Annotated in this window: 22 protein-coding genes; 13 read left to right on the plus strand and 9 right to left on the minus strand. The window is 64.4% G+C overall.

The window, feature by feature from the left end:
• The first annotated feature begins 277 nt into the window (after positions 1 to 277).
• Both BLU88_RS09870 and BLU88_RS09875 read left to right on the plus strand, forming a co-directional pair.
• Entirely contained in the window at positions 278 to 1,450 is a 1,173-nt protein-coding gene (locus tag BLU88_RS09870) for a DUF4192 family protein (RefSeq protein ID WP_092013094.1), read from the plus strand.
• Between the two features lie 306 nt (positions 1,451 to 1,756).
• Complete coding sequence (locus tag BLU88_RS09875) at positions 1,757 to 3,202, plus strand: RNA polymerase sigma factor (protein WP_407922828.1); 1,446 nt, start codon at positions 1,757 to 1,759, stop codon at positions 3,200 to 3,202.
• Between the two features lie 106 nt (positions 3,203 to 3,308).
• Here BLU88_RS09875 and BLU88_RS09880 read toward each other — a convergent pair whose 3' ends face one another.
• Positions 3,309 to 4,157, minus strand: a complete 849-nt coding sequence (locus BLU88_RS09880) for an N-acetylmuramoyl-L-alanine amidase (protein WP_092013100.1) — start codon at positions 4,155 to 4,157, stop codon at positions 3,309 to 3,311.
• Positions 4,158 to 4,283: 126 nt separating this feature from the next.
• Between BLU88_RS09880 and BLU88_RS09885 the strand changes: the two genes are divergently transcribed.
• Positions 4,284 to 6,395 carry a DNA gyrase/topoisomerase IV subunit B gene (locus tag BLU88_RS09885; RefSeq protein ID WP_092013103.1) on the plus strand — a complete coding sequence of 704 codons (2,112 nt, stop codon included), beginning with the start codon at positions 4,284 to 4,286 and terminating at the stop codon, positions 6,393 to 6,395.
• Between the two features lie 82 nt (positions 6,396 to 6,477).
• On the opposite strand, the gene BLU88_RS09890 is transcribed toward BLU88_RS09885, so the two are convergent.
• Together BLU88_RS09890 and BLU88_RS09895 are read right to left on the minus strand one after the other, a co-directional pair.
• On the minus strand, positions 6,478 to 7,371 hold the full coding sequence (locus tag BLU88_RS09890) for a M56 family metallopeptidase (RefSeq protein WP_092013106.1): 894 nt from the start codon (positions 7,369 to 7,371) through the stop codon (positions 6,478 to 6,480).
• 18 nt (positions 7,372 to 7,389) lie between these two features.
• Positions 7,390 to 7,752: a BlaI/MecI/CopY family transcriptional regulator gene (locus BLU88_RS09895; RefSeq protein ID WP_092013109.1), complete on the minus strand. Its 363-nt coding sequence runs from the start codon at positions 7,750 to 7,752 to the stop codon at positions 7,390 to 7,392.
• A gap of 248 nt (positions 7,753 to 8,000) precedes the next feature.
• On the opposite strand from BLU88_RS09895, the gene BLU88_RS09900 reads away from it, so the two are divergent.
• The 3 genes from BLU88_RS09900 to cydC are packed head-to-tail and all read left to right on the plus strand — an operon-like array spanning position 8,001 to position 14,242.
• The gene (locus tag BLU88_RS09900; RefSeq protein ID WP_092017394.1) at positions 8,001 to 9,566 is read left to right on the plus strand and encodes a cytochrome ubiquinol oxidase subunit I; all 1,566 of its coding nucleotides are present in this window, start codon (positions 8,001 to 8,003) and stop codon (positions 9,564 to 9,566) included.
• 12 nt (positions 9,567 to 9,578) lie between these two features.
• Positions 9,579 to 10,601 (plus strand): cytochrome d ubiquinol oxidase subunit II, encoded by a 1,023-nt coding sequence (gene cydB / locus BLU88_RS09905; RefSeq protein WP_092013112.1) that lies wholly within the window; start codon positions 9,579 to 9,581, stop codon positions 10,599 to 10,601.
• A complete protein-coding gene (gene cydC, locus BLU88_RS09910; RefSeq protein WP_092013114.1) occupies positions 10,598 to 14,242 on the plus strand; it encodes a thiol reductant ABC exporter subunit CydC in 3,645 nt (1,214 codons plus the stop codon). The genes cydB and cydC overlap by 4 nt, the downstream gene beginning before the upstream one ends.
• 2 nt (positions 14,243 to 14,244) lie before the next feature.
• Here the strand turns inward: cydC and sepH are convergent, their stop codons facing one another.
• A complete protein-coding gene (gene sepH / locus BLU88_RS09915) occupies positions 14,245 to 15,360 on the minus strand; it encodes a septation protein SepH (protein WP_092013117.1) in 1,116 nt (371 codons plus the stop codon).
• Positions 15,361 to 15,622: 262 nt separating this feature from the next.
• Between sepH and BLU88_RS09920 the strand changes: the two genes are divergently transcribed.
• Complete coding sequence (locus tag BLU88_RS09920) at positions 15,623 to 16,735, plus strand: ferrochelatase (RefSeq protein ID WP_092013119.1); 1,113 nt, start codon at positions 15,623 to 15,625, stop codon at positions 16,733 to 16,735.
• Positions 16,736 to 16,810: 75 nt separating this feature from the next.
• Here BLU88_RS09920 and BLU88_RS09925 read toward each other — a convergent pair whose 3' ends face one another.
• On the minus strand, positions 16,811 to 17,038 hold the full coding sequence (locus tag BLU88_RS09925; protein ID WP_092013122.1) for a hypothetical protein: 228 nt from the start codon (positions 17,036 to 17,038) through the stop codon (positions 16,811 to 16,813).
• Positions 17,039 to 17,325: 287 nt separating this feature from the next.
• On the opposite strand from BLU88_RS09925, the gene BLU88_RS09930 reads away from it, so the two are divergent.
• A complete protein-coding gene (locus BLU88_RS09930; protein WP_039210296.1) occupies positions 17,326 to 17,625 on the plus strand; it encodes a DUF4193 domain-containing protein in 300 nt (99 codons plus the stop codon).
• A gap of 135 nt (positions 17,626 to 17,760) precedes the next feature.
• Here BLU88_RS09930 and BLU88_RS09935 read toward each other — a convergent pair whose 3' ends face one another.
• Complete coding sequence (locus BLU88_RS09935) at positions 17,761 to 18,216, minus strand: DUF3093 domain-containing protein (RefSeq protein ID WP_092013125.1); 456 nt, start codon at positions 18,214 to 18,216, stop codon at positions 17,761 to 17,763.
• A 64-nt stretch (positions 18,217 to 18,280) separates the two neighbouring features.
• On the opposite strand from BLU88_RS09935, the gene dut reads away from it, so the two are divergent.
• The 3 genes from dut to BLU88_RS09950 are packed head-to-tail and all read left to right on the plus strand — an operon-like array spanning position 18,281 to position 19,996.
• Positions 18,281 to 18,754 (plus strand): dUTP diphosphatase, encoded by a 474-nt coding sequence (dut, locus tag BLU88_RS09940; protein WP_197678126.1) that lies wholly within the window; start codon positions 18,281 to 18,283, stop codon positions 18,752 to 18,754.
• 6 nt (positions 18,755 to 18,760) lie between these two features.
• Positions 18,761 to 19,612: a DUF3710 domain-containing protein gene (locus tag BLU88_RS09945; protein WP_092013130.1), complete on the plus strand. Its 852-nt coding sequence runs from the start codon at positions 18,761 to 18,763 to the stop codon at positions 19,610 to 19,612.
• 6 nt (positions 19,613 to 19,618) lie between these two features.
• Positions 19,619 to 19,996 (plus strand): OB-fold nucleic acid binding domain-containing protein, encoded by a 378-nt coding sequence (locus BLU88_RS09950; protein ID WP_092013133.1) that lies wholly within the window; start codon positions 19,619 to 19,621, stop codon positions 19,994 to 19,996.
• 45 nt (positions 19,997 to 20,041) lie between these two features.
• Here BLU88_RS09950 and BLU88_RS09955 read toward each other — a convergent pair whose 3' ends face one another.
• Positions 20,042 to 20,728, minus strand: coding sequence for a potassium channel family protein (locus tag BLU88_RS09955; protein ID WP_092013136.1), 687 nt, complete (start codon positions 20,726 to 20,728; stop codon positions 20,042 to 20,044).
• Positions 20,725 to 21,399, minus strand: a complete 675-nt coding sequence (locus BLU88_RS09960; RefSeq protein WP_092013139.1) for a potassium channel family protein — start codon at positions 21,397 to 21,399, stop codon at positions 20,725 to 20,727. The genes BLU88_RS09955 and BLU88_RS09960 overlap by 4 nt, the downstream gene beginning before the upstream one ends.
• A gap of 219 nt (positions 21,400 to 21,618) precedes the next feature.
• Here BLU88_RS09960 and BLU88_RS09965 point away from each other — a divergent pair, with 219 nt between their 5' ends.
• Complete coding sequence (locus BLU88_RS09965) at positions 21,619 to 23,439, plus strand: APC family permease (RefSeq protein WP_331712431.1); 1,821 nt, start codon at positions 21,619 to 21,621, stop codon at positions 23,437 to 23,439.
• A gap of 13 nt (positions 23,440 to 23,452) precedes the next feature.
• The gene (locus tag BLU88_RS09970) at positions 23,453 to 24,778 is read left to right on the plus strand and encodes a class I SAM-dependent RNA methyltransferase (protein WP_092013142.1); all 1,326 of its coding nucleotides are present in this window, start codon (positions 23,453 to 23,455) and stop codon (positions 24,776 to 24,778) included.
• Here BLU88_RS09970 and BLU88_RS09975 read toward each other — a convergent pair.
• On the minus strand, positions 24,759 to 24,962 hold the full coding sequence (locus BLU88_RS09975; protein WP_092013145.1) for a hypothetical protein: 204 nt from the start codon (positions 24,960 to 24,962) through the stop codon (positions 24,759 to 24,761). The genes BLU88_RS09970 and BLU88_RS09975 overlap by 20 nt on opposite strands.
• Positions 24,963 to 25,205 lie beyond the last annotated feature (243 nt).

Genomic DNA, 25,205 nt, shown 5'->3' on the forward strand with positions numbered 1-25,205 from the left:
CGCCACCCCCTACTTGTATGTCAGTGAGGCGACAGAGGCAATTCGACTCGGATTCTCGTGGGGAAGACGGTGATGACTCGACCACCGTTGCGCTGTGGACGGTTGAGTCCGTTCCACAGGCGCTGATCGAAGCCTGGAGGAACGGCCCCGGACCGGTTGGAGTGGGACCCAGATAGGAAGCCCACCCGAGGAATGGGCCTGACCCCAGCCACGGGAGCCGCCCCAGCTACGGGAACCCCGATAACCGGCAGGTCCCGAACCGACACAGGAGGACGCAGTGAAGACACCGGCCCGCACACCCGAGGACATCATCGGGATCATCCCTCACACTCTCGGATACACCCCGCGTCGCAGTCTCGTCGCCGTCGTCGTCGGCACCGAGAACAACGGGGCCCAGACCAGTTCGACGACGATGCGCATCGACTTCGACAGGGAGAGCGCGGCGCAGACGCTGTCCGAAGGCGGCAGCTGGTACGCCGACCTCATCATGCGCGCCTGCACTGTCACCGGAGTCTTCCTCGTCCTCTACGATGACGACTATCAGCCGGTCAGCGCCTTCGGCCCCGGTGCCGACGCCGAGTACGCCGAGGTCCACCGTGGTCTCATCCGGGCGGCGATCGATGAGCTGGCTCTGACGTTCGCCGCCAGGAGCGTTGACACTCTCAGCGCATGGTGGGTCAATCAGGACCACTTCGGACGCATCGACGAGGACGGCTATGACTGCACACCGCTGATCGAGGCAACCACCTCGGCGTGTGCCACTGAACTCGTCGCCGGCGGTTCCAACCCCGTCACCGACCCGGAGGATCTCGTCATCTCTCCGATGCCCGCCGGGGCCTTCGCCGACAGTCGTCGCGGACACGCCGACGAGTGGATGGGCACGGACGAGGCGTTTGCGATCCTCGCCGACGTCTACCCGCGCCTGGACGCGATGCGGCACGAGGAGGAGGCGATCGACGAGGCACGCATCCACGATCTGATGGACCTGCCGACCGTGATGGCCCTCGACACACTGCTCGTAGAGCTCTGGTCACGCGACGCACTCGAGATGATCCTCAGCTTCGATCACCCCGACTTCCCGCCCAGCCTCATCAGGGAACTCGACGGAGACGAACTCTGCACGATGAGCCGCCGCATCGTCTCCCGAGCCACGGCCGCTCAGCAGCTGGTCGGGCTCTCTCCGCGTGCCCCGCGGCCGCGAGACATTATGCTCACCATCGCCTTGCTCAAGGACTATCTGCGGGTCGGCCACCCCCGGGCGAGAGCGAACACCTATGCCGTCATCGCCTGGTTCGAATGGTCGCTGGGCGGATCGACGATGGCGCTGAACTATGCGCGCGCCGCCATCGAACTCGAAGCCGAACACGGATTGGCCGAACTCATCGTCAGTGCGGTGAATATGGGATGCCTGCCCCGCTGGCTGACGGAGACTCAGAGTTCGACCATCTGAGCGGATCGCTGTGATCGACGCTGTCACCGTGGGCCCGGTTCCGTCACTGACGGATCGGCTGGGACGGTCGGCCGCCTCGGCGAGGGGAAAGCGAAAGGAGGAAATCAGACGGGAACAGCTTTGCAGGTCCTTTTGTTCTCAAGGACTGACCGGCGGCACAGCCGCGGAGTCTTGCCCGGCCGATTCGCAAAGCGGGGAATAACGTGAGAAAATTAAGCGTTGACCCAGTCATTGCACGATGGGCGAACTGTGCGTTCGCCCCGGACCGCACGCGGACCACTTGACTTGGGTCTTAGTACTGTCCGAATGCATGGGGAAGTTTCAACGCTCGCGAAAGGTGAACACGTGCCCAGAGTCGACAAGGAATCCACAACGGTGACGGAGAAGTCGGAGGGAACGGCCGGCACGACCTCGACCGGTGGAACCAAGACCACTGCGGCGTCGAAGTCCACTGCGAAGAAGACGACCGCTGCCGGAGCCAAGAAGACAGCGCCCGCGAAGTCGACTGCCGCAAAGTCCGAGACGGCTGCGTCGAAGAAGACGACAGCAACGAAGTCGACCGCTGCGTCGAATAAGTCTACGACGAGGGCCACCGTCGCCAAGGAGGCCAAAGAGGCTAAGGAAGCCAAGAAGGCGAAGAAGGCCGACGACGATATCGACACCACTGAGGAGGTCGAATCGGCAGCGGACGCTCTGGCCACAGAGGAGAGCCCCGCCGAGGCGACCGAGACGAAGAACTCGGAGGAGAAGGAGAAGAACGCGGCCGTGGCCGAGGCCGGAGGCTTCATCGTCTCCGACGCCGACGAAGAGGATGCGCCCGCCCAGCAGGTCGTCTCCGCCGGCGCGACCGCGGACCCGGTCAAGGACTACCTCAAGCAGATCGGCAAGGTGGCGCTGCTCAACGCCGCCGAGGAAGTCGACCTCGCCAAGCGCATCGAAGCCGGAATGTACGCCGAGCACCTGCTCGACTGCGGAGAGGTCACCGACCCACGCGAAACGATGGACTACAAGTGGATCATCCACGACGGTCGCATCGCGAAGAACCATCTGTTGGAGGCCAACCTCCGACTCGTCGTGTCTCTGGCCAAGCGCTACACCGGCCGCGGAATGCTCTTCCTCGACCTCATCCAGGAAGGCAACCTCGGCCTCATCCGCGCTGTCGAGAAGTTCGACTACACGAAGGGCTTCAAGTTCTCGACCTACGCCACCTGGTGGATCCGCCAGGCCATCACCCGTGCGATGGCCGATCAGGCTCGCACGATCCGCATCCCGGTGCACATGGTCGAGGTCATCAACAAGCTCGCCCGTGTGCAGCGTCAGATGCTGCAGGACCTCGGTCGCGAACCGACCCCTGAAGAGCTCGCGAAGGAACTCGATATGACACCCGAGCGTGTCGTCGAGGTCCAGAAGTACGGCCGCGAACCCATCTCGCTGCACACCCCGCTGGGTGAAGACGGCGACTCGGAGTTCGGCGACCTCATCGAGGACTCCGAAGCCGTTGTGCCCTCGGACTCGGTGAGCTTCACCCTCCTCCAGGAGCAGCTGCACTCCGTGCTCGACACGCTTTCGGAGCGTGAAGCCGGAGTGGTGTCCATGCGCTTCGGACTCAACGACGGCCAGCCGAAGACCCTCGACGAGATCGGAAAGGTCTACGGCGTCACCCGTGAGCGCATCCGCCAGATCGAGTCGAAGACGATGGCCAAGCTGCGCCACCCGTCCCGCTCGCAGGTGCTGCGCGACTACCTCGACTGAGTCTCGTCTCGAGGTATTCTCGAGCCGAGATAAGCGAACGCCCCTGGGGATTTCCCGGGGGCGTTCGTCATTCCCGGCTCGGCATTGCCGGCTCGGCATTGCCGGATCAGAACCAGTCGACGATGCCGTCGAACAGGGCGTCGGCGTACTTCTTCTGACCCTCCTTCGATTCCATGAGCTCGGCTTCGGACTGATTGCGCATCTCTCCGCATTCGACGATGACGGCGGGAACCGACGCATTATTCAGACCGGCCAGGTCCGGGCGCCGGCTGATTGCATCCTTTCCATAGGCCTTGTTCGGGGTGAACTCCTCACCCATCGAACCACCCACAGACTTCGCCAGGTCCACAGACGCCTTCTCCGTCTTCTCGTCCTCGCCGGGATCGGCGACGATGATGTGGAAGCCCTTCACCGAACTCGACTCGCTGCCGTTGGCGTGGATGCTCACGAGCAGGTCGGCATCGTCGGCGAATTTTCCGCGCTCGTCCACACACGGTCCGACGCCCTTGTTGTCCTTGCGACTGAGCACGACCTCGGCTCCGGCATCGGTCAGGGACTTCTCCAGCTTCTTCGACACTGCCCACGTGAAATCGGCTTCCGGATAGTCGGAGTTCGTCGAGGCGCCCGTGGTATTGCATGCCTTCGTCCCGCCGCGTCCGTCCGGCACCTGCCGGTTGATCTCGTCCGGATGCTTCGCATTGCCGCCGTTGTGTCCGGGATCGACCGCGATGACCTTCCCCTTCAGATCCTTATCGTCCGCCGTCGCCGAGGCGGTCCCGGACTTCGCGTCTTTCCCTCCGTCTGCGTCGTGGCCGGCAGACTGCGACTGGCCGGTGGTCTCGGCCGCCTGAGTCGTCCGTCCGGGGGCACCCGAGTTCTGGGAACAGGCCGCCAGACCGGGCAGGCAGAGTGCGACAGAAGCGAGCAGGCTGGGTACGAGGAGGCGATGACGCATGACTCCATTGTTTCAGCTTCGGACTGCCCATGGCCGCGTGCGTCCGGATGGATTCCCGACACGAGCCGCAGGGAATAGGGTCCTGAGCGCCCAGCGATTAGAATTTAATCGAACGAGAGGAAATGTGTGGAAGACGAAAGCTACGGCGCCAGGCACCTGTCCGTCCTGTCCGGTCTTGAAGCGGTTCGCAAGCGGCCCGGCATGTACATCGGCACGACCGATTCCCGTGGTCTCATGCACTGTCTGTGGGAGGTCATCGACAACAGCGTCGACGAGGCCCTCGGCGGTCACGGATCCGAGATCCTCATCGAGCTCGCCGCCGACGGATCGGTGGCCGTCACCGACAAGGGTCGCGGCATCCCCGTCGACATCGAACCGAAGACCGGTCTGACCGGCGTCGAGGTCGTCATGACCAAGCTCCACGCCGGCGGCAAGTTCGGCGGCTCCTCCTACGCCGCTTCGGGTGGGCTGCACGGTGTCGGCGCTTCGGTCGTCAACGCCCTGTCCGCTCGCCTCGACGTCGAAGTCACCCGCGGATCGAAGGTGCACAAGATGTCCTTCCGCCGAGGCGTGCCCGGACGCTTCGATGACTCCTCCGGCACCCCGAGCCCGGACAACCCCTTCGAGGCGTTCCAGGAACCGACCGGCCTCGACATGGTCGGCAAGGCCAAGCGCGGCGCAACGGGCACCCGTGTCCAGTACTGGGCCGATCCGCAGATCTTCCTCGCCAAGGCCCAGTTCGACTACCAGCATCTGGTCGAACGCGCTCGTCAGACCGCCTTCCTCGTGCCCGGCCTCGAGCTGCGCATCGTCGACCGGCGTGGAGTCGCTCGCGACGAGACCGGTGCCGTCATCGAGGGGCGCGAAGAGGTCTTCAAGTTCGACGGCGGAATCACCGAATTCGTCGATCACCTCTCCATCGACCCGCCGATCACCGACACCTGGCGCCTGCAGAACACCGGCACCTTCAAGGAGACCGTCCCGGTTCTCAACTCCTCGGGCCACCTCGAGTCCAAGGAAGTCGAACGTGCGGTCGGCGTCGATATCGCGCTGCGCTGGGGGACCGGCTACGACACGAAGCTGAAGTCCTTCGTCAACGTGGTCGCCACACCACAGGGCGGCACGCACCTTTCCGGGTTCGAACAGGCCTGCCTGAAGGCAATGCGCAAGGCCGTCGACGCCAATGCGCGCAAGCTCAAGGTCGGCAAGGACAAACTTGAGAAGGACGATGTGCTCGCCGGCATCACGGCCGTCGTCACCGTGCAGCTGGCCGAACCACAGTTCGAGGGACAGACCAAGGAGGTCCTCGGCACAGCGGCAGTTCGTCAGATCGTGGCGAAGACCGTCGAGGCTCAGCTCGGCGAGGTGCTCGCCTCGACCAAGCGTGCCGAGAAGCAGCAGGCCGCGGTGCTCATGGAGAAGGTCGTGGCGGAGATGAAGTCGCGTATCTCCGCCCGCACCCACAAGGAAAACCAACGGCGCAAGACCGCGTTGGAAGCATCCTCGCTGCCGGCGAAGCTCTACGACTGCCGTGACAACGGAGTGGAGAACACGGAGCTGTTCATCGTCGAGGGCGACTCGGCGATGGGCACGGCGAAAGCCGCCCGCAACTCCGACCACCAGGCGCTGTTCCCCATCCGCGGGAAGATCCTCAACGTGCAGAAGGCGACTCTGTCCGACATGCTCGCCAACGTCGAATGCTCGGCGCTCATCCAGGTCATCGGAGCCGGCTCCGGTCGCAGCTTCGATATCGATGCCGCCCGTTATGGACGAGTCATCATCATGACCGATGCCGATGTCGACGGCGCCCATATCCGCACTCTGCTCCTGACGCTGTTCTTCCGGTACATGAAACCACTGGTCGAAGCCGGTCGCGTCTTCGCCGCAGTGCCGCCGCTGCACCGGGTGGAAGTCGTGACGAAGCGCGGAACGCCCAACGACATCATCTACACCTACACCGAAGCCGAGCTTCATGCCCTGCTGAAGAAGCTCGAGAAGCAGAAGAAGACGTACAAGGAACCCATCCAGCGGTACAAGGGCCTCGGCGAGATGGATGCCGATCAGCTGGCCGAGACGACCATGGACCCGAACATGCGCACCCTGCGTCGGGTGACGATGGCCGATGCAGAGATGGCGGAGAACACCTTCGAACTCCTCATGGGATCATCGGTCGGGCCGCGCAAGGAATTCATCGTCTCCGGTGCCGCCGTCCTCGACGCCGAACGCATCGATAGCTGAGATCGACGAGACCGAGTCAGCACCGACTGATCTGATTCGGCCAGCACCGACTTCTGAGCCCGGGCCGTTCATCGGCCCGGGCTCAGATGCCGAATGCGGACGGTGTGACGATGAGCAGAGTCGGCAGAAGCAGAAGCAGAACGGCCAGTCCGATCGACATCAGCCGCACCGGGATCCGCGCCGGATCCAAGGGATGTGACAGGCGCTGGATGCGCAGGGCGGAGAGATCGCTGCGGTGCTCGGGGCTGATGGCTGCGGCCGAACTCACCGCCTGAGCCAGGGTCTGCGGATCGACATGGTCGCGCGCCTGATCATCGGCCATGAGCTCGATGAGCCGATTCACCGAATTCAACCCGATAGCCGTGGCCGAGAAGTAGGGCAGCGCCCGATGCCATGCGGCAAAGGGAATGACGAGCACATCGTGCCGGAAATCCAGATGCGCCCGCTCATGGGCGATGACAGCGGTGCGCTCATTCTCGTCGAGAGCCTTGAGCAGACCCGTGGACAGGACCGCAGTGCCCTTCCGCGGTCCTTTGGGCAGACAATAGGCGACGGCCTCATCGGTGGTGATGATGCGGGTGTCGGGGTACGCGACCGATGGTTCGCTGAGCAGATGCAGGATCTCGTCATGGCGCAGGCGGGTCTGCCGCGCCGAATAGAGCGTCAGGACCAGGCAGCCGAGCAGTCGGCCGATGAGAAGCACTGCGATGACCAGGAAGATCCACGCCAACAGCGACAGCTGAGTGTGGTCTTTGCCCCGTATGAGATCGAAGAGGCCTTGGGGGAGGCTCGTCGTGCCCGGGGCGACGGCGAAGGCGAGGGCGGCGCCGATGAGCGAGAGTCCACCGGAGAGTCCGACGGCCTGCCAGAGGACGACCTCGGAGATCGGGTCACCGCGGAAACGAGCGAGTGCCGCAGGAATAGGCCATGCCAGCAGAAAAGCCAGCACGGCCAGAATGATTCCCACGATGGTCATTGAGGTGACCGGCCTGGGTCAGGACTGCGTCGAGTGATTGCGCCCGAGCAGATTGCGCAGCGCCTTGGTATCGGCCTCCGAAACAGTGCCGAGGAAGCGAGCGAGGACAGCCTGACGATCCGGTGCCTGAGACAGCATCTCGGTCATCAGCTCCGCCACGTGATCTTCACGGGTCGAGACCGCGACATAGCGGTGCGGACGGATGCTGCGATCGCGAGTGACGAAGCCCTTCTTCTCGAGTCGAGACAGGACCGTATGGACCGTTGTCAGCGCGAGCTCGCGGTCCGAGAGGACCTCGCGGAGTTCGGCGGCGCTCAACCCGTCGTCGTGGACCCAGATGGCGTCCATCACGCTGCGTTCGAGTTCACCCAGTGTTCCCACAGTTCTTTCGCCCTCAATTTCTTTGTCGGCCTGATCGCACCAGTATATCTCTACGGTCTGTCGAATTCCACACGGACACCAGGGCTTCGATCCAGCGGCGACCCTGGTCAGGCGTCCTGGTCCGAGCGCATACTTGGTACCGGGAGTCTTGAATGATGAAATCGTTCGGGCGGAGTTTCTACGTCACGTAGAATTCTACGTGTCGTAGAAACAATGCTCGCGTGAAACTGAATGGAGCACCCATGGAGCTGGACCCGGTCCTCATCGGACGGTGGCAATTCGGAATCACAACGGTCTACCACTTCTGGATGGTGCCGTTGACCCTGGGACTAGGCATGCTCGTGGCGATCCTGCAGACGATCTACCACCGCACCGGCAATGAGGTGTATCTGCGGAGCACGAAGTTCTTCGGCAAGCTCTTCCTCATCAACTTCATCATGGGCGTGGCCACCGGCCTGGTCCAGGAATTCCAGTTCGGCATGGCGTGGAGCGAATACTCCCGCTTCGTCGGCGACGTCTTCGGCGCCCCCTTGGCGCTGGAGGCTCTGCTGGCCTTCTTCCTCGAATCGACGTTCCTCGGCCTGTGGATCTTCGGTTGGGGCCGACTGCCCCGAGCGGTTCACCTCGGCTCACTGTGGTTGGCCGTCATCGGCACCTGGCTCTCGGCCTACTTCATCATCGTTGCGAACTCCTGGATGCAGCATCCCGTCGGCGTCGAAATGGTCGACGGCCGACCCGTGATGACCGACGTCTGGGCGGTGCTCGGCAACAACACGGCCATCGCGGCTTTCACACATACGATCTTCGGCGCCCTCGCCGTTGGCGGATCCTTCCTCCTCGGCATCTCCTGGTACCACCTCTATCACCGGCGCAAAGCCGGAATCGACACCGTCGGGGCCGACGGCAAGGTCATCGTCGGCGAGTCGAAGGAGCTTCCCGGACGGGACAAGACGGACCACGCGGTGTGGATCAAGTCCCTGCGCATCGGCGCGATCGTCGGGGTCCTCGCCTTCGCTGGGGTCTCGATCACCGGTGACGTCCAGGCGAAACTGATGTTCGATCAGCAGCCCATGAAGATGGCCTCCGCCGAGGCGGCCTGCCACGATGGCACCCAATTCTCCGTGCTCACGATCGCCGATCCCTCGTCGAACGACTGTGATGGAGTGCAGAACATCTTCGAGATCCCTGGTCTCCTGTCGTTCCTGGCCAATGGCGACTTCGACACCCCTGTTCATGGTGTGACGACTCTGCTGCCCGAATATCAGGAGCGATACGGCACTCATATCCCCGACGACCCGCGGTACGGCGAACACGCCGGCGAACCGATCGACTATCAGCCGATCATGATCGTCACCTACTGGGGCTTCCGCATGATGATCGGCTTCGGCGCCCTGGCCGCCGGAGTCTGTGCCATCGGGCTGTGGCTGGCCCGCAAGGGCACGGTGCCCGAATCGAAATGGCTCAGCCGCGGATTCGTCCTGGCGATCACGGCACCGTTCCTCGCGAACTCGGCCGGTTGGATCTTCACTGAGATGGGGCGTCAGCCCTTCGTCGTCGCACCGAACCCGGCACAGCTCGACGGGGTGTATATGTACACCCAAGCGGCACTATCACCCGAGGTGACACCGGCGATGCTGCTGTTCTCCCTGATCAGCCTCGCCAGCGTCTACGGAATTCTGATGTTCGTCGAACTGCGATTGATCACGAAGTACGTCAAGGGAGGAGTCGCCTCGGCGATGCCCGAACTCGACCAGACGAATACGAAGCCCACGATCACCGACAACGGCGACGACGTCCTGTCGTTCGCGTACTGAGGGAAGGTCACGATGGAAATCCTCGCCACTATCTGGTTCGTCCTCATCGTCGTGCTCTGGATGGGTTACCTGTTCCTCGACGGCTTCGACCTCGGCGTGGGCATGATGATGCCCTTCATCAGCCGCAGCGAACGCAGCAAACGCGTTCTGCTCAACTCGATCGGCCCGGTCTGGGAAGGCAACGAAGTCTGGCTGATCACCGCGGCAGGAGCGATGTTCGCCGCCTTCCCGCACTGGTACGCCTCACTGTTCTCCGCGCTCTACATTCCGCTGACAATCTGCCTGCTCTCACTGATCTTCCGTGCGGTGGCTATCGAATACCGCGGAAAGGGCCATTCGCAGAGGTGGAAGTCCTTCTGGACCTGGGCTCTGGCCGTGGGGTCGGCCGGGACTGCCTTCTGCATCGGTGCGATGCTCGCACTGACGACCATCGGACTGCCGCTCAATGGCCATGGCGACATGGTCGGCGGAGCCTTCGCTTGGATGTCGTGGCCGGCGCTCGTCGGCGGCCTCGGCGGACTCGGGTTCTCCTTGGCTCACGGGCTCATCTTCCTCGGTCTCAAGACTGAAGGCGAGGTCCGGGTGCGAACGCGGCGCTGGGCCGGTCGGACCATGCTGCCGGCCGCGGTTCCGTTCCTCATCTGGTTCGCCTACTCGATCACGCAGCGGACCTGGCTCGTCGTCCCGGTGCTCATCGCGCTTGCCGCGCTGATCGTCTCGTACTTCGCGGTCCGTGCCGGTGCCGAGAAGCGCGCATTCATCCTGCACGGGATCTACCTCATCGCAGGACTGGTCGCGGTCTTCGTCGGAGCTTTCCCGAACGTGCTGCCCTCGACGATCGACCCGGCGAACTCGCTGACGATCGACGCAGCATCCTCATCGGACTACACCTTGAACGTCATGCTCATCGTGACGGTCGTGATCCTGCCGATCATCATCGCCTACCAGATCTTCAGCTACCGGATGTTCCTCGGCCGCATTGCAGAGACCCACATTCCCGAAGCGCACAAGCTGCCGGTGGCGATCCATTCGTGAGCTCGCCTCTGTCGATCCTGCTCGAGCTGCCGACCGGCCGGCGAGGGCTGGCGCTGTCCGTGCTCTCCGCCCTGTGCCGGTCGGTGGGCATCGTCCTCATCGCCGAAGCCCTGGTGAAAGCGATCATCGGCCACAGTGCTCCCGGACTGTGGGTGGTCCTCGGAGCCCTCGGTGCGCTGCTGCGCGGCGGCGGTCTCTGGCTCGACCGCAGTCTGGGCACCAGTCTGGCATCCGAATCGAAACAGCGACTGCGTCGCTCGATCCTTACGGGTCTGCTGCGCGGTCGGGGTCGCCCGCGGACGAATGCGGCGGTCACGGTCACCCGCGGTATCGACGATCTCGACGACTATTTCAGCACCGTAGTGCCGGGCCTGACCGCAGCCGCCGTGGTGCCCGTCGTGCTGCTGGTGCGCATCGTCTTCAGCGATGTGCTCTCGGCGGTCATCATCGCGGTGTGCCTGCCGCTGGTGCCGATGTTCATGGTGCTCATCGGCCGCTATACGGCAGAGTCGACTTCGGAGACGATGGCGGCTCTGGAGCAGCTCTCGGATCACCTGGCCGAACTCGCCGAGGGCCTTCCCGTTCTCATCGGGCTCGGGCGTTCACGCGATCATGCGCGCCGGCTGCGGGAACTGGGGGAGTGCTACCATCAGGCGAACCTCACAACTCTGCGCATCGCGTTCCTCTCCAGTCTGGCCCTCGAACTCATCGCCACGATCTCGGTGGCGCTCGTCGCCGTGGTCATCGGTCTGCGCCTGGTCAACGGGACGATGGAGCTGGGCGATGGCCTGTTGGTCCTGCTCATCGCGCCCGAATGCTTCATCCCTCTGCGGGAACTCGGAGCCGGATACCACGCGAGTGAGAACGGTCGCGAAGCCCGGGAGAGAGCCCGGATGCTGCTGTCGGAGACGCAGGCGGACGTGGAACCACGGTCGTCAGTCGTGGAGACACAGTCTGCCGCTCAGTCGACGACGGCGGGGGTGCCGGCGGCGGGGGAGCACGCGTTCGATACCTCCTGCCGGCCGGAGGAACAGCGGGTTCTCTATGCTGACGGCACACTCATCACCTGGTCGGGCGCCATCGACACTTGGCCGGGCGTGACGACGATCAGCGGCAGGTCGGGGACCGGCAAGACCACAGTGCTCAGTGCGCTCGTCGACAGTCTGTCGGCAGACGCGCACACCACCGTCGATCCGGTGAGCGCAGCCTATGTGCCGCAGGCTCCACGCATGTTCTCTGAGACCATCGGTGCCGAGCTGTCCCTCTTCGGACTCGACGACGATCGAGCGCGGACGGCCCTGCAGGCTGCCGGACTGCCCACCGACCTGCGAGTGCAGACGGCGGCGCTGAGCCCCGGCCAGCAGCGCCGACTGGCACTGGTGCGCGTGCAGCACCGCCTCGGTGACGGGGCCGATGTGCTCGTCCTCGACGAGCCGACCGCCCACCTCGATGCGGACAATGCCGATATCGTCATCGAAATGATCGCCGAGGCGGCCGCCACCCACCGGGTGATCCTTGCCAGCCATGACGAACGGGTCCGTGCTCTGGCCGACACGGAGATCCGCCCGGAGAAATCCCAGACCGCGATGGTCGAGATTGCCGATCCAGCGGCTTCGAATGAAACCACGGCAGCAGGTCAGAGCGGGACCGACGCTGCTGAGACCCCGGCTGCAGTCAGATGGGATGACGCTTCCGGGTCGGAAGCCCGGACGGGTTCCGGAAGCGAGTCGAAATATCGGTCAGGGGCCGAGGAGCGGCCGGTTGCCGGTAGGATGCAGCTCGCGGACGGGTGGCAGCGGTCCGGTGTCGAGAAGCGCCTGCCCGGGGCGGAGTCCTGGGCGGTAGCGCTGCGTCGTCGCTGGTCGATCCTCAACTCGAGCCTTCCGCTGTTCACCCCGACCATGCTGGTGGCCGCCCTCACCGCCTGCGCTTCGAGCCTTGCGGCCATTGCACTGACTGCGGTCTCCGCATGGCTCATCGTCGAAGCTTCCTACCAGCCGCCGATCATGCTGCTCATGGTCGCCATCGTCGGTGTGCGCTTCTTCGGCCTCAGCCGGTCTGTGCTTCTCTATGCCAGCCGATTGAAGCTCCATTCGGCGATCTTTGCCGCACTCACGAGACTGCGCACCCGGTTGTGGGAGCACTTCGAACGCGTCGGCATGAGCGATCGGCGTCTGCTGACCTCGGACTCGGCACTGCGCGCCATGGTCGCCGACGCCGACGACGTCCGCGACCTGGTGCCCCGGACTCTGTTCCCGCCGCTCGTATCCTCTTTGGTCGTCATCGGCGTGAGCATCACCGCGGCTCTCCTCGACGTGAGTTCACTGGGATGGTTCGTCCTTCTGGGGGCTATCAACCTCGTCATCGTCCCGATCCTCGTCATCCGGGCCGAAAGCCGCCTCGCGTTGGGGATGAGAGAAGACCGCAACCGGATCCTGTCCGTGCTCACTCGCGCTCTGCACGCGAAGGACGATCTGCGCACGAACCGGGCCGACTCCACGGTCCTCGGCCTGTTGGACGGTCTGGAGTCCGACCTCGAGGCGAATCAGAAGGCGTCCGCCCGCAATTTCGGGTTCGCCCAGCTGTGGCTGCAGCTGAGCACGTTCACCACCGCAGCGATCCTGGCGACGATCACGGACGCTCCGACCGAGATCGTCGCCGTGCTCTCCCTCATGGCACTGGGACTGGGCGAAGTGTTCGCTTCGGCACTCGATGCATTCCGCCAGCTGCCCGGCCTGGGCGCGGCACTGGACTGCCTTCCCGATCCGAACAGTGGGCCCGAATCGGACACTGCGGGCGAGCCCGGCGTCGAGGTGTCGGCGCTGTCGACGTTCGAAGCCGAAACGACGGCCGACGATAACGAGGTCTCGGCCCGCAGCTCGAACGCCAGCTTGGCTGTCGGAGACGGACTCGTCGGAGTCGAAGCTCTCGAGTTCGACAAGATCACCGTCGGATGGGACGACCAAGCCGTCATTTCAGGAATCGACCTGAGAGCCGAACGCGGCGGATGGACAGTGCTGTGCGGCGACAGCGGAACCGGCAAGACGACGAGCCTGAGCGTGCTCCTGCGGTTCCTCGACCCCTGGTCCGGCAGCTACCACGCCCGCGACCGGAACGGGACCGGCCACGATATGCTCACACGCTCACCTGAGGACCTGGTGGGCCGAATCGCCTGGTGCCCTCAGGAAGCACACGTCTTCCGCTCGACAGTGCGCGGCAACCTCGCACTCGCCCAGCGATCGGCTCCCGGAGACGACGAGATGATGTCCGCGCTGAGAGCCGCAGGGCTGAGCGACTGGGCCGACACACAGGGACTCGAACGGTGGGTCGGCGATCGCGGGACGGAGATCTCCGGCGGTCAGCGACAGCGATTGGCGGTGGCGAGAACCCTTCTGACCGGGGCCGATGTGATCGTCCTCGACGAACCGACGGCACACTTGGACGATGAGACAGCACGTCTGCTCATCGAGGATCTGCGCGGGAACCTGCGCGACCGGACGGTCGTCATGGTCACTCACGACAGGCGACTGATCACGGACGGCGATGAGGTCGTCGACCTCGGCACACAGTTCCCCGAGTCCGGCTCAAGGGTTCCGGGGGTCGACACAGGGGCTGCCGAGGGCGAGCGTTCGAGAGTCTGAGGTCAGTCCCGCTTCGAGCCGAACATGATCTCGTCCCAGCTCGGGATCGAGGCTCGCGAGTTCTTCTTCGACTTCGGTTTCGAATCCTTCGCCGAATCCTTGAACTGATCGGAGTGATCGCTCACCCCAGGCTCATTGAGCAGCGAGAGCTGATTCTCATCGTCGAAGACACCGACTTTCTCCGTCGGCTCCTGCGGCTCCTCAGCAGATGGCGCAGCATCCTCGAAGGCGAAGACCTCGTCATCGGTGGCGGCTTCCGGCTGGCCGGGAGCGGTGTGCGCGCCCTGCGGGTGAGTCTCGGGATCCTCGGTGACCGCACGCAGACGGGTCCGCGGCTCCTCCTCGGTGTGGCGACGCTTGCGGAGGTTCTCCAGGATCCGGCCGGTCTCGGCCTGGTGATCGCGAGCCTGCTGCGACGGAACCGAACCGGCGGTGGGGCGGACCGGTCCGTCCGTGGCGATCGACGCGGACGACTCATCGGTACGCGGGAGGACGTCGACCTCCTCGGTGTTCCTCTGACGTTCGGCACCGCTGCCGTAGTTCGGGATCGGTCCGGTGTCGGTGGGGCCGGAATCGGCGAGCCACTTCGCCTCATCATCGATCGGGGTGAGCGACCGGCGGTAGTAGTGCCAGCTGGCGGTGCGGACACGATCGGCGGCAGTGAAGCTGAGCTGGATGTACCAGTTGCCGTCCTGCTGCTTCCAGGAATCCCACTTCATCGTCTCGATGTCGACATCGCGCATCGCGAGACGTTCCTGGCACAGCTCGATGAGCGGAGTGGGTTCCCCGTTGGGATCGTGGTCGGAGTAGATGGGGTGACGGCTGGCGAGGTAGGCGGTGCGTTCGCGTTCGGCCATCGCCGGGCCCTCATAGGTGCGCACGTATTCGATGTCGGCACCGGTGGCGGCCACGACCTCCTCGGCGTCCATGCCGCCGCGGATCATGGCCTGGATCTCTTTCGGGCGCACGGAAGTCTCGGTCTTGGGTTGGGAGCGGTCTCTGCGGACCGCGGCGATGAGAGCCTCATCGAGGACGACTCGGTACTGAAGCCCGTTCTCGTCGTTCAACAGCAGATGGGTTCCGTCTGCGTTGACTCCGTTCAAGATCAGTTCACGCATTGCCTTAAGCTCCTTTGTCGCGTCTCAGAAGCATCGTGTCACGTTCGGCGCGTCGTGCCGGGCAGATTTCCGCGCGAGTCGCGAAATCACGGGCCGGATCGACTGCCGGCGGGGTGAATCTGTGAGGCATGTGTGAGACCGGACACGAATGTCCGCGACATGGGACCGAGCGCCTGCCCGGTCGGTGTCTGCACCGTGAGTGGGTACGGCTCACTGTGCGGACAGCGGGCTTTGCTGAGGTGCAGTCTGTAAGATCGAAACTGTGAATACGACTGCACCCATCGACGCCCTGGTCCTCATGTCATTCGGCGGACCGGAGGCCCCAGAAGAAGTGGTTCCGTTCCTTCGCAACGTCACTGCCGGCCGCGGGATTCCCGAGGAACGGCTCGAGGAGGTGGGGGAGCACTATTTCGGCTTCGGAGGCAAGTCTCCGATCAACGATCAGAACAAGGCGCTGCTGGCCGCGCTGCGCGCCGAGTTCGATCGCCGCGGAATCGACACCCCACTGATCTGGGGCAACCGCAATTGGGATCCCTATCTCACCGATGAGGTCCGCAGTCTGGCCAAGGACGGAGCCACACGGTTCCTCGCGATCGACACGTCCGCCTACTCGTCCTACTCGTCGTGCCGTCAATACCGTGAGGACTTCGCGAAGACGATCGACACGCTCAAGGGCGAAGGTCTCACCGTCTCGATCGACAAGATCCGACAGTTCTACAACCACCCCGGATACGCCGACGCCTGTGCAGACTGCCTGAACCAGGGCCTCGCCGACTTCCGCGCGAAGGTGGGACAGATCGACTCGGCCAAGCACCGGATCCTCTTCGTCACCCATTCGATCCCGAACGTCATGCAGGACGCCTCGGCGGTCACCACCAACGGCTACCGCGCCCAGCACGAAGAGCTCATCGACCACCTCATGGGGCGCATCGACGAGGCCGACCGTGTTCCGGCCGAGCTCGTCTACTGCTCGCGATCGGGTTCGCCCGAGGTTCCGTGGCTCGAACCCGATGTCAACGATCGGATGACCGAACTCGCCGAGGAGGGGGTGACCGGCGTCGTGCTCGCGCCCATCGGTTTCATCTCCGACCATATGGAGGTCGCCTTCGATCTCGACACCGAGGCGAGGGAGACCGCCGGAGAGCTCGGTCTCGACTTCACTCGGGTGGCCACCGTCGGCACCCACGATGCATTCGTCAAGGGCCTCGTCGACCTCGTCGAGGAGCGCGCGGCACAGCTGCGCGGAGACGACGTCGAATCACCGGCGATTGCCGGCACCAAGGCGCTCGTGCCCGGCAGCGGCGCCTGCAGCATCGACTGCTGTCGCGGTCGTATCGAACGTGCGACCTATCCGAACTGGGCCGTGGCGAACTGAGTTTCGGAACTGAGTCAGACGAAAGAACCCTCCCTCACCGAATCGGTGGGGGAGGGTTCTTCTCTGTGTGATCTCTCAGAGTTCCTCGGGGCTCGGGATGACCGGCAGGGCACCCGTCTCGGCCTGGATCACCTCGGCGATGGGGCCGGTGTCGACATCGTTGCGGCCAGCGAGTTCCATGAGGTTCTGCAGATCGTCGATGAGATTTTCGACGAGGAAGTCGTCACCGGCAGACCGGGCTTCGTGAATGCGATGACGGACATCATCGATTCTGGTGTCGAGCTGATCAGCGAATTCACTCATTGTGGATCCGTCCTTCCTCGGGCTCCTCCACTGGGGACGAACCCGGTAATCTACCGACAGAGCATGCTGTCGGTGCTGTCCATCACAAGCATTCTTGCAGAGCACTTCGTGAACTCTATGTGTGCTCTGTCCATGCAGACAAGCTGGTGACGAGAATCACCGCATCAGGTGTTCATTCCATCTTGCCAACGGCAAGCATACAGTGCACAATGCTGGGGACACATCTCGGAAGAGGAGAATATGCTCCTCTTCGGCACCCCCCTCCGGACAGAGAGCGATGAGGCCATATGGCAACAGACTACGACGCACCTCGCAAGCAAGACGATGAGATCAAAAGCGATTCGATCGAGCAGCTCAAGGCCCAGCGTTCCCAGGCTCAGGCGAGCAAGATCGACGAAGACGAGACTGCAGTAGCCGAAGGCTTCGAGCTTCCCGGTGCGGACTTGTCGAACGAAGAGCTCTCCGTTCGGGTCCTGCCCAAGCAGAACGACGAGTTCACCTGCATGGAGTGCTTCTTGGTTCGTCATCGTTCGCAGCTTGCGACTGAAGAAGGCGGGATCCCCATCTGCACGGACTGTGCAGGCTGAATCGCTTCTCTTCACGAAAACGGACCGCGCCCTCAACTGGGGCGCGGTCCGTTTTTCTCTCCTTGCTACCTGACGGCGGCTCAGCAACCTCGCGCAAGGTTGCTGGGCCGCCGTCAGGTAGTAATTGGGGGAGTTTTAGGAGGTGAGGGCAGCTGCCAGCTTGTGAGGGTGCCGGCTCGACACGAGCCAATAGGGGGTAGGGTCCGAAGCATCGTCGAGCTCGATGCGGACCACGGACTTCGCCCACGGGCGGATCTTGAGGAAGGCGCGAGCGTCGAGGTCGACGCCGCGGGCCTGGCGGGCCTCCTCGCCGTCGAAGGCCTGCGCGCTCGGAACGAATGTGCGGTCGATATGAGCTTCGCCCACGAACAGCTGACGTTCGGTGACGATGATCGTCAGCGTCAGCGAGTTCAGCCACCAGGCGAAGAGGACGAAGCTGACGATGGGAAGGATGATGGTGCCGAGCTGCCAGACGGGCATGACCATGAGCGCCGTCGACAATGCGGCCACCACGACGAGGATCCACATGCCGACCGAGGGGCGGACCTTCTCCTGATAGACCACATGGGTTCCGGATTGAGTTGTTGCCATGGCCCTATTGTCCCATAGCGAGAAGTTTGGCCACGCTCAGGCTGGAGCGTTAGAGTGCATCTTTGTGACGGAAACCGTGAAGATCAACCTCCAGCTCCTCGACGCGGGCATGAGCGCCCCCGCCTACGCGCATGCGGGCGATGCCGGGGCGGATCTGCGTTCGACGATCGATTTCGTCCTCGAACCTTTCGAGCGCCGTGTCGTGCCGACCGGAATCGCGATCGCCCTGCCCGAAGGCTATGCGGCTTTCGTCCACCCGCGTTCGGGCCTGTCGAGCAAGCACGGGGTCACCGTCGTCAACGCGCCTGGCACCATCGACGCCGGATATCGCGGCGAGATCAAGGTGCCCCTGATCAACCTCGATGCGAAGACCCCGCTGCGCGTCGTCCGCGGCGACCGCGTCGCCCAACTCGTGATCCAATCGATCGCCCACGCCGACTTCGACATCGTCGAATCTCTTGATGACAGCGCCCGCGGCGTCGGCGGATTCGGATCCACCGGCGGAGTCGACGCCGGCCTCAGCGAAAAGGAGAAGTGAGGACTCATGGGACTGTTCTCCCGGTTCAAGAAATCCACACCGACGACTGATGACGAGGTCCGCGCCGATGACGAGTTCACCGACGACGAAGAGCTCGTCACTCAGGATGCAGACATCGACACCGAGGCGGCCGATCGTGCCGACGACGACGCCGATGTCGACGAGGATGAGTCCGACGATGTGACCGACTCCGACGATGACCTCGATGAGGAAGAGGCGCTGCTGGAGAAATCCGCGCCCTTCGACCGGTCCGAGAAGGGCCCATTCGACATCTCCGAGGAATATCCGGAACACGACCGCCTCGACCTCGGTGCCCTCAAGGTGCCCGTCGTCGACGGAATGCAGGTGCGTCTGGACACGGACGACGACTCCGAGCGCGTGCTGGCTGTGACCCTCATCCACGACGGCGGAGGCATCCAGCTGCAGGCGTTCGCGACACCACGATCCGAAGGTCTGTGGAACACGGTGCGCGGTCAGCTCGCCGAGTCCGTGACCAAACAGGGCGGAGAATCGACCGAACTGCACACCTCGCTCGGCAAGGAACTGGCCATCGAAGTTCCGGCGAAGACAGAATCCGGTCGCCCCGGCAAACGCTCCATGCGCTTCGCCGGCATCGACGGGCCACGGTGGTTCGTCCGCGCCGTGTTCTCCGGCAAGGCCGTGACCGACGACGAAGTGCGTGCCGAACTCTCCGCACTCTTCCGTGGAGTCGTCGTCGACCGTGGTGCGGAAGCCATGGCTCCTCGTGAGCTCATCGCGCTGACGGCCCCACAGGTCGACCAGGACAAGACGGAGGAGAAGGACGAGGACGAGCTCAACCCCTTCGAGCGCGGTCCCGAGATCACAGAGGTCCGCTGAGCGGCGATGCGGAACCTCATTCCCCGCCTCGTGCGTGAATTCGGATCCCGTGATGCCGAGGCGCGGGCCGACCTGCGTCTGGTCAGTCAGATCCCCGGGGCCATCCCGGTCGAAGAGCTGGAGGCCCGAAAGACCTCACGCATCGCCGGCGTCGTCTCGGCAACGACTCAGTCGTGCAGCGCCGACAGCCCCAGGCTCGATATCACCGTGGCCGACGGCACCGGCGAAGCCCGCGCCCAATTCCTCGGGCGCCGAGAGATCAGCGGCATCCGTCCCGGATCGCTCATCGTTTTGGAAGGACGATTCTGCGGCAAGGACGGTGTGCTCACCGCGCATAACCCCGTCTACGAACTCCTGCAGACACGCGACGATTCGGACGACTGACCGTTCGCACGGTCTCAACTGATCTGTCTCAACGGCTGAAGCGTCTCAGCCGTCGGAGTTCTCTTCCGTCTTCTCGGTCTCCTGCAGCAGCGCGAGCAGCGCCGGCTCCTGATCGGGGGAGGAGAGGAAGAACAGTTCGTCTCCGGCCTCGATGACGTCATCGGCGCTCGGTGCGAACGCCCGCGAATTGCGGATGATCGCCACCAGCACCGTATCGAGCGGGAAGGTGATCCCGCCGACGCGCTCGGCGACGAGCTCGGCATTCTCGTGCACCGTGAACTCGAGCAGTCCCGCCTGACCGCGTTCGAAGCTCATGAGGTGGACGAGTCCGCCGACCTCCACGGCCTCTTCGACGAGCGCGGTCATCAGGCGCGGAGTGGACACTGCGACATCGACGCCCCAGTTATCGTCGAAGAGCCATTCGTTCTTCGGATTGTTTACGCGTGACACCGTCCGCGGCACCCCGAATTCGGTCTTCGCGAGCAGGGAGAGCACCAGGTTGGTCTTGTCGTCTCCGGTTGCGGCCACGACGACGTCGGCCTCCTCCAGCCCCGCCTCGGCGAGTCCGGCGAGCTCACAGGCATCGGAGAGCAGCCATTCGGCGCCCGGAATGCGCTCGTGCCCCAGCGCCTCCTTGCTCTGGTCGATGAGCAGGACCGAATGGTCCTTGTCCAGCAGCTCCCTGGCCACCGACCGTCCCACGGAACCGGCCCCGGCGATGATGACCCTCATTCTTCTTCCTCCACGGTTCGCACGGGCTGATCGAGGATCCGTTCGATCTCGCCGAGGCGGTCGACCGGAGCCATGAGATGAACGAGATCCCCATCTTGGAGGAGCAGGTCATCGTGGGCGACGATGCCCTCGGACAGGCGGGTGACGTAGGCGACCCGAGCCTTGGTCCGGGATTCGATCTCCTTGATCGGCCGCGCCACCCAGCCCGGGTCCAGATGCACCTCGGCGAGGACGAGGTTGCCCGAGGGCTCACGGTATTCGGTGATCGACCCCTGCGGGACGAGCTTGCGCATCACCTGCTCGGCCGTCCACCGCACGGTGGGCACGGTGGGGATGCCGAGCCGTTCGAAGACCTGCGCCCTGTCGGGATCGTAGATGCGGGCGGCGACGTTGCTCACCCCGAAGGTCTCACGGGCGACACGCGCGGCGAGGATATTCGAATTGTCACCGCTGGAGACCGCAGCGAAGGCGAAGGCCTCGGAGGTCTTCGCCTGGGACAGGGTCTCACGGTCGAAACCGACCCCCGTGATCGTCGAGCCGCTGAAATCCCGACCGAGCTTGAGGAATGCGTCCGGGTCCCGGTCGACGACGGCGACGGAGTGCCCATTCGCATCAAGGGCCTTGGCCAGGGACGCCCCGACTCGGCCGCAGCCCATAATCACGAAGTGCATGGGTAATCCTTCCCGCAGTGATCTACCATTGGTTGCCGTGGCCAGCAGTTTTTCTGATGCCGTCAAAAGACTACTCGTTGGACGGCCCTTCCGCAGTGAGGACAGGCGTGCGCCTGCGCTGAAGAAGCGCATCGCGATGCCCGTCTTCGCCTCCGACATGCTCTCATCGGTGGCCTATGCCCCGACGAGATCCTGCTGGCACTGTCACTGACCTCACTCGTGGCTCTGACCGTGGCCCCCTGGATCGGTGTGGCCGTCGGCATCGTCATCCTCGTGATCGTCGCCTGCTATCGCATCAACGTCAAGGCCTACCCCTCGGGCGGCGGGGACTATGAAGTGGCATCGAAGAACCTCGGCTCCGGTGCCGGACTCGTCGTGGCCGCGGCCCTCCTCGTCGACTATGTGCTCACCCTGGCCGTGTCGATGACGGTCTTCGCCGCCTATATCACCACGGCGTTCCCGGCACTCGCGCCCTACCGTGTGCCCGTTGCCATCGTCGGCATCCTGCTCATCTGCTTCGCCGGTCTGCGCGGCTCACGCGCCACCCCGATGCTGCTGGCCGTGCCGACCTATCTGTTCCTCGGTGCTGTGTTCCTCACGATGTCTGTGGGTCTCATCCGCGTCGGGCTCGGCGACACTCCGCACGCCCAGACCGCGGACTACACCATCGTGCACAGCAACATCGGCGACCAGGCGACTCTCGGTCTGGCCACCGTCCTCATCGTCCTGCGCGCGTTCTCCTCGGGAGCCGTCGCCCTGGCCGGTGTGCAGACCGTGGCCACAGCCGTTCCCGCATTCCAGAAGCCGCGCGGCAAGAACGCCGGCAACACTCTGCTGCTGTCGGGACTCCTCGCCGCCCTCATGCTCACGGGCCTGACCTATCTGGCGTCGGTGACCGGCATCAAATACGTCGACGACCCGCATCTCTACCTCGTCCGCGCAGACGGCAGCCCGATCAGCGCCGAATACGAACAGGAACCGGTCCTCGCGCAGCTCGCTCACGCGATATTCGACAACGCGCCGGCGATGTTCTTCATCGTCGTCCTCATCACCGCGCTCGTCCTCATCGCCGCGGCGAACACCGCGGTCGAAGGCTTCCCCGGACTGGCCTCACGGCTGGCCCGCGACGAATTCCTGCCGCGGCAGCTGGCGACGAAGGGCGACCGGCTCACTTTCTCCAACGGCATCCTGCTGCTGGCCGCCGCGGCGATCGTCCTCGTCATCGCCACATCCGCCTCGGCGACGGTGCTTATCCAGCTCTACCTCGTCGGTGTCTTCGCCAGCTTCGTCCTCGGCCAAGCGGGAATGGTCCTGCACTGGCGCAAACGTCTGCGCCTGGTCATCGATCAGAAGACCCGAGTGCGCATGCACTTCAACCAGGTCGTCAACACCGTCGGCTGTGTGCTCGCCGCCGGAGTCCTCATCGTCGTCATCGTCTCGAAGTTCCTCGCCGGAGCCTGGCTGGCGGTCGTCGCCATGGCCGGGCTCTACCTCGTCATGGGGGCCATCCACCGACACTATTCGCGCGTGGCCCACGAGCTCGCCCCGGATGCGGACGTGAACTCACGGACTATCCCGTCGAACACCCACGCCATCGTCGTCGTCAGCGAGATCGACAAGCCGACGATGCGGGCGCTGTCCTATGCCCGAGTCACCCGGTCGAGCCAGCTCGAAGCCGTCACCGTGGCCGTGGACGAAGAGGCCGCGGCCGCTCTGCAGAAACGGTGGAACGAGATGGAGCTGCCGGTGCCGCTGACCGTGCTCGGCTCGCCGTACCGCGAACTCGTCCGCCCGATGCTCGCCCATATCCTCGCCATCCGTCGCAGATCGCCGCGGGACCTTGTCATCGTCTACATCCCGCAGTTCGTCGTCGGCCGCTGGTGGGAGCACATCCTGCACAACCAGGTGGCGCTCAAACTGCGCACCCGCTTGCTGCTGGTGCCCAACGTCGTCGTGGTCTCCGTGCCCTGGCGACTGAAATCCTTCTCTCGACAGTACGGCGGAGATGGACCCGATTCCGACACCGCGCTGTACAGATAGGCCCAGAACACGCATGAGCGACACTTCGGTTCCCGCCCAGGACCTCACCCTCGACATCGAGGCACCTGCGGCCGGCGGCACCTCCATCGCCCGACACGACGGTCAGGTCGTCTTCGTCTCCGGGGCTCTGCCCGGTGAGAAGGTCCGAGTCCGCACCGAGGCGGGACCGCCCGCCCGGTTCCTCCGGGCCACCGTCACCGAGGTGGTCGAGGCCTCCGCCCGCCGTGTGCCCGACCGTCGCCTCGACTATGTCTCCACCGGTGCGGCCAGGTTCGGCGGAATGGAGCTCGCGCACGTCGACCTCGCCCACTCCCGCACGCTCAAAGCCGAAGTGCTTCGCGACCAGCTCTCACGCATCGGCCATATCGACTTTGACGCCGAGGTGCTTCCCGCACCGGGAGAGACCGATGGAACGGACTGGCGCACGCGTGTGCAGCTGGCCGTCGACGACGAGGGCCGAGCCGGAATGCTCGCACCCAGATCACACGAGGTCATCCCCGTGACCACGCCGCCCCTGGCCGCCGGAGCCCTGCATGACCTCGACATCGCGACACTGCATGTGCCCGGGGTGCGCCGCCTCGAATTCGCATGGGCCGGCGACCACGGTGCGCTCATCGTTCGTGGTCGGCCCACAGATCAGGTCCTCGACGAGATCGAGTGCTGGCTGCCGACCTCCTTCTCCCTCCTCGCCGAGGCGGCCGAACCGGACAAGAACCGTGGCCGTGGTCGCGGAGGTCGTCCCCGAGGGCGCGGTCGCGCCCATGCGCCTGCTCTCGCACTGCGAGTGCTCCGCGGGGACCGCACCCTGACCGAAACGGTCGACGGCCGCGACTTCACGGTCGGCGCCGACGGCTTCTGGCAGGTCCACCGGGACGCGGCCGGGCTGCTCAGCTCCGCAGTCGTCGAAGCGCTGCCTGCCGACGTCGATGCGATCACCGACCTCTACTGCGGGGTCGGACTCCTCGGCATCTCCGCCGCCCGGGCCACCGGCGCCCCCCTGTTCGGGGTCGAAGGCGTGGAAGCGGCCGTTGCGCATGCTCGAGACAACGCCGCTGATCTCGAGGCCCGGTTCCTCGCACTCAGCGTCGATCGGGCCCGACTGCCCGATTCGGACGTCATCATCCTCGACCCGCCACGGGCGGGCGCAGGGAGGAAAGCCACCTCGGCGATCATCGGATCATCGGCACGCACCCTGGTCTACGTGTCCTGCGACCCGGCCACGCTCGCCCGGGACCTCGCGGCGCTCACGGGCGGGGGATTCGCGATCGAGAGCCTCACCGGATTCGATCTCTTCCCACTGACTGCCCACCTGGAGACGGTCACCGTCCTGCGGCGGTGACCGAGCGGCGGGGGAGGAGGACGAGCGCGATGAGGGCGACGAACGTCGTGAGGAAGCCCCACAGCCCCCACCAGCCGCCCGAGCGGCCCTTCTCCTTTGCGAATGAGCTGCACACGACGGCGAAGATGATGCCGACGAGCAGCGCGCCGAAGCCGAATCCGGCGCCTAGGGTGAACGGGTCCATGGGATCTCCTCGGTGGTGGCACGCGTGGTGCGATGCCTCTTTGTCTGTGCTTCTCACGCTAGGTCGTCAGGCGCTGCCGCGGCCCTGGTGATGCCCGCACGAGAGCCTGCGGAAAACCCGATCGAAGCGAATCGCGCCTCCTTGTGCCATGGTGGTCAAAGCCCCTCAAATGCGATAGAATTTATCTTGACGTCAAGATACTTTTGGAAACATATGTGTCGCGTAAATCGGTGCGTGATGCAA

This window comes from Brevibacterium siliguriense, assembly GCF_900105315.1.
Lineage (GTDB): Bacteria > Actinomycetota > Actinomycetes > Actinomycetales > Brevibacteriaceae > Brevibacterium > Brevibacterium siliguriense.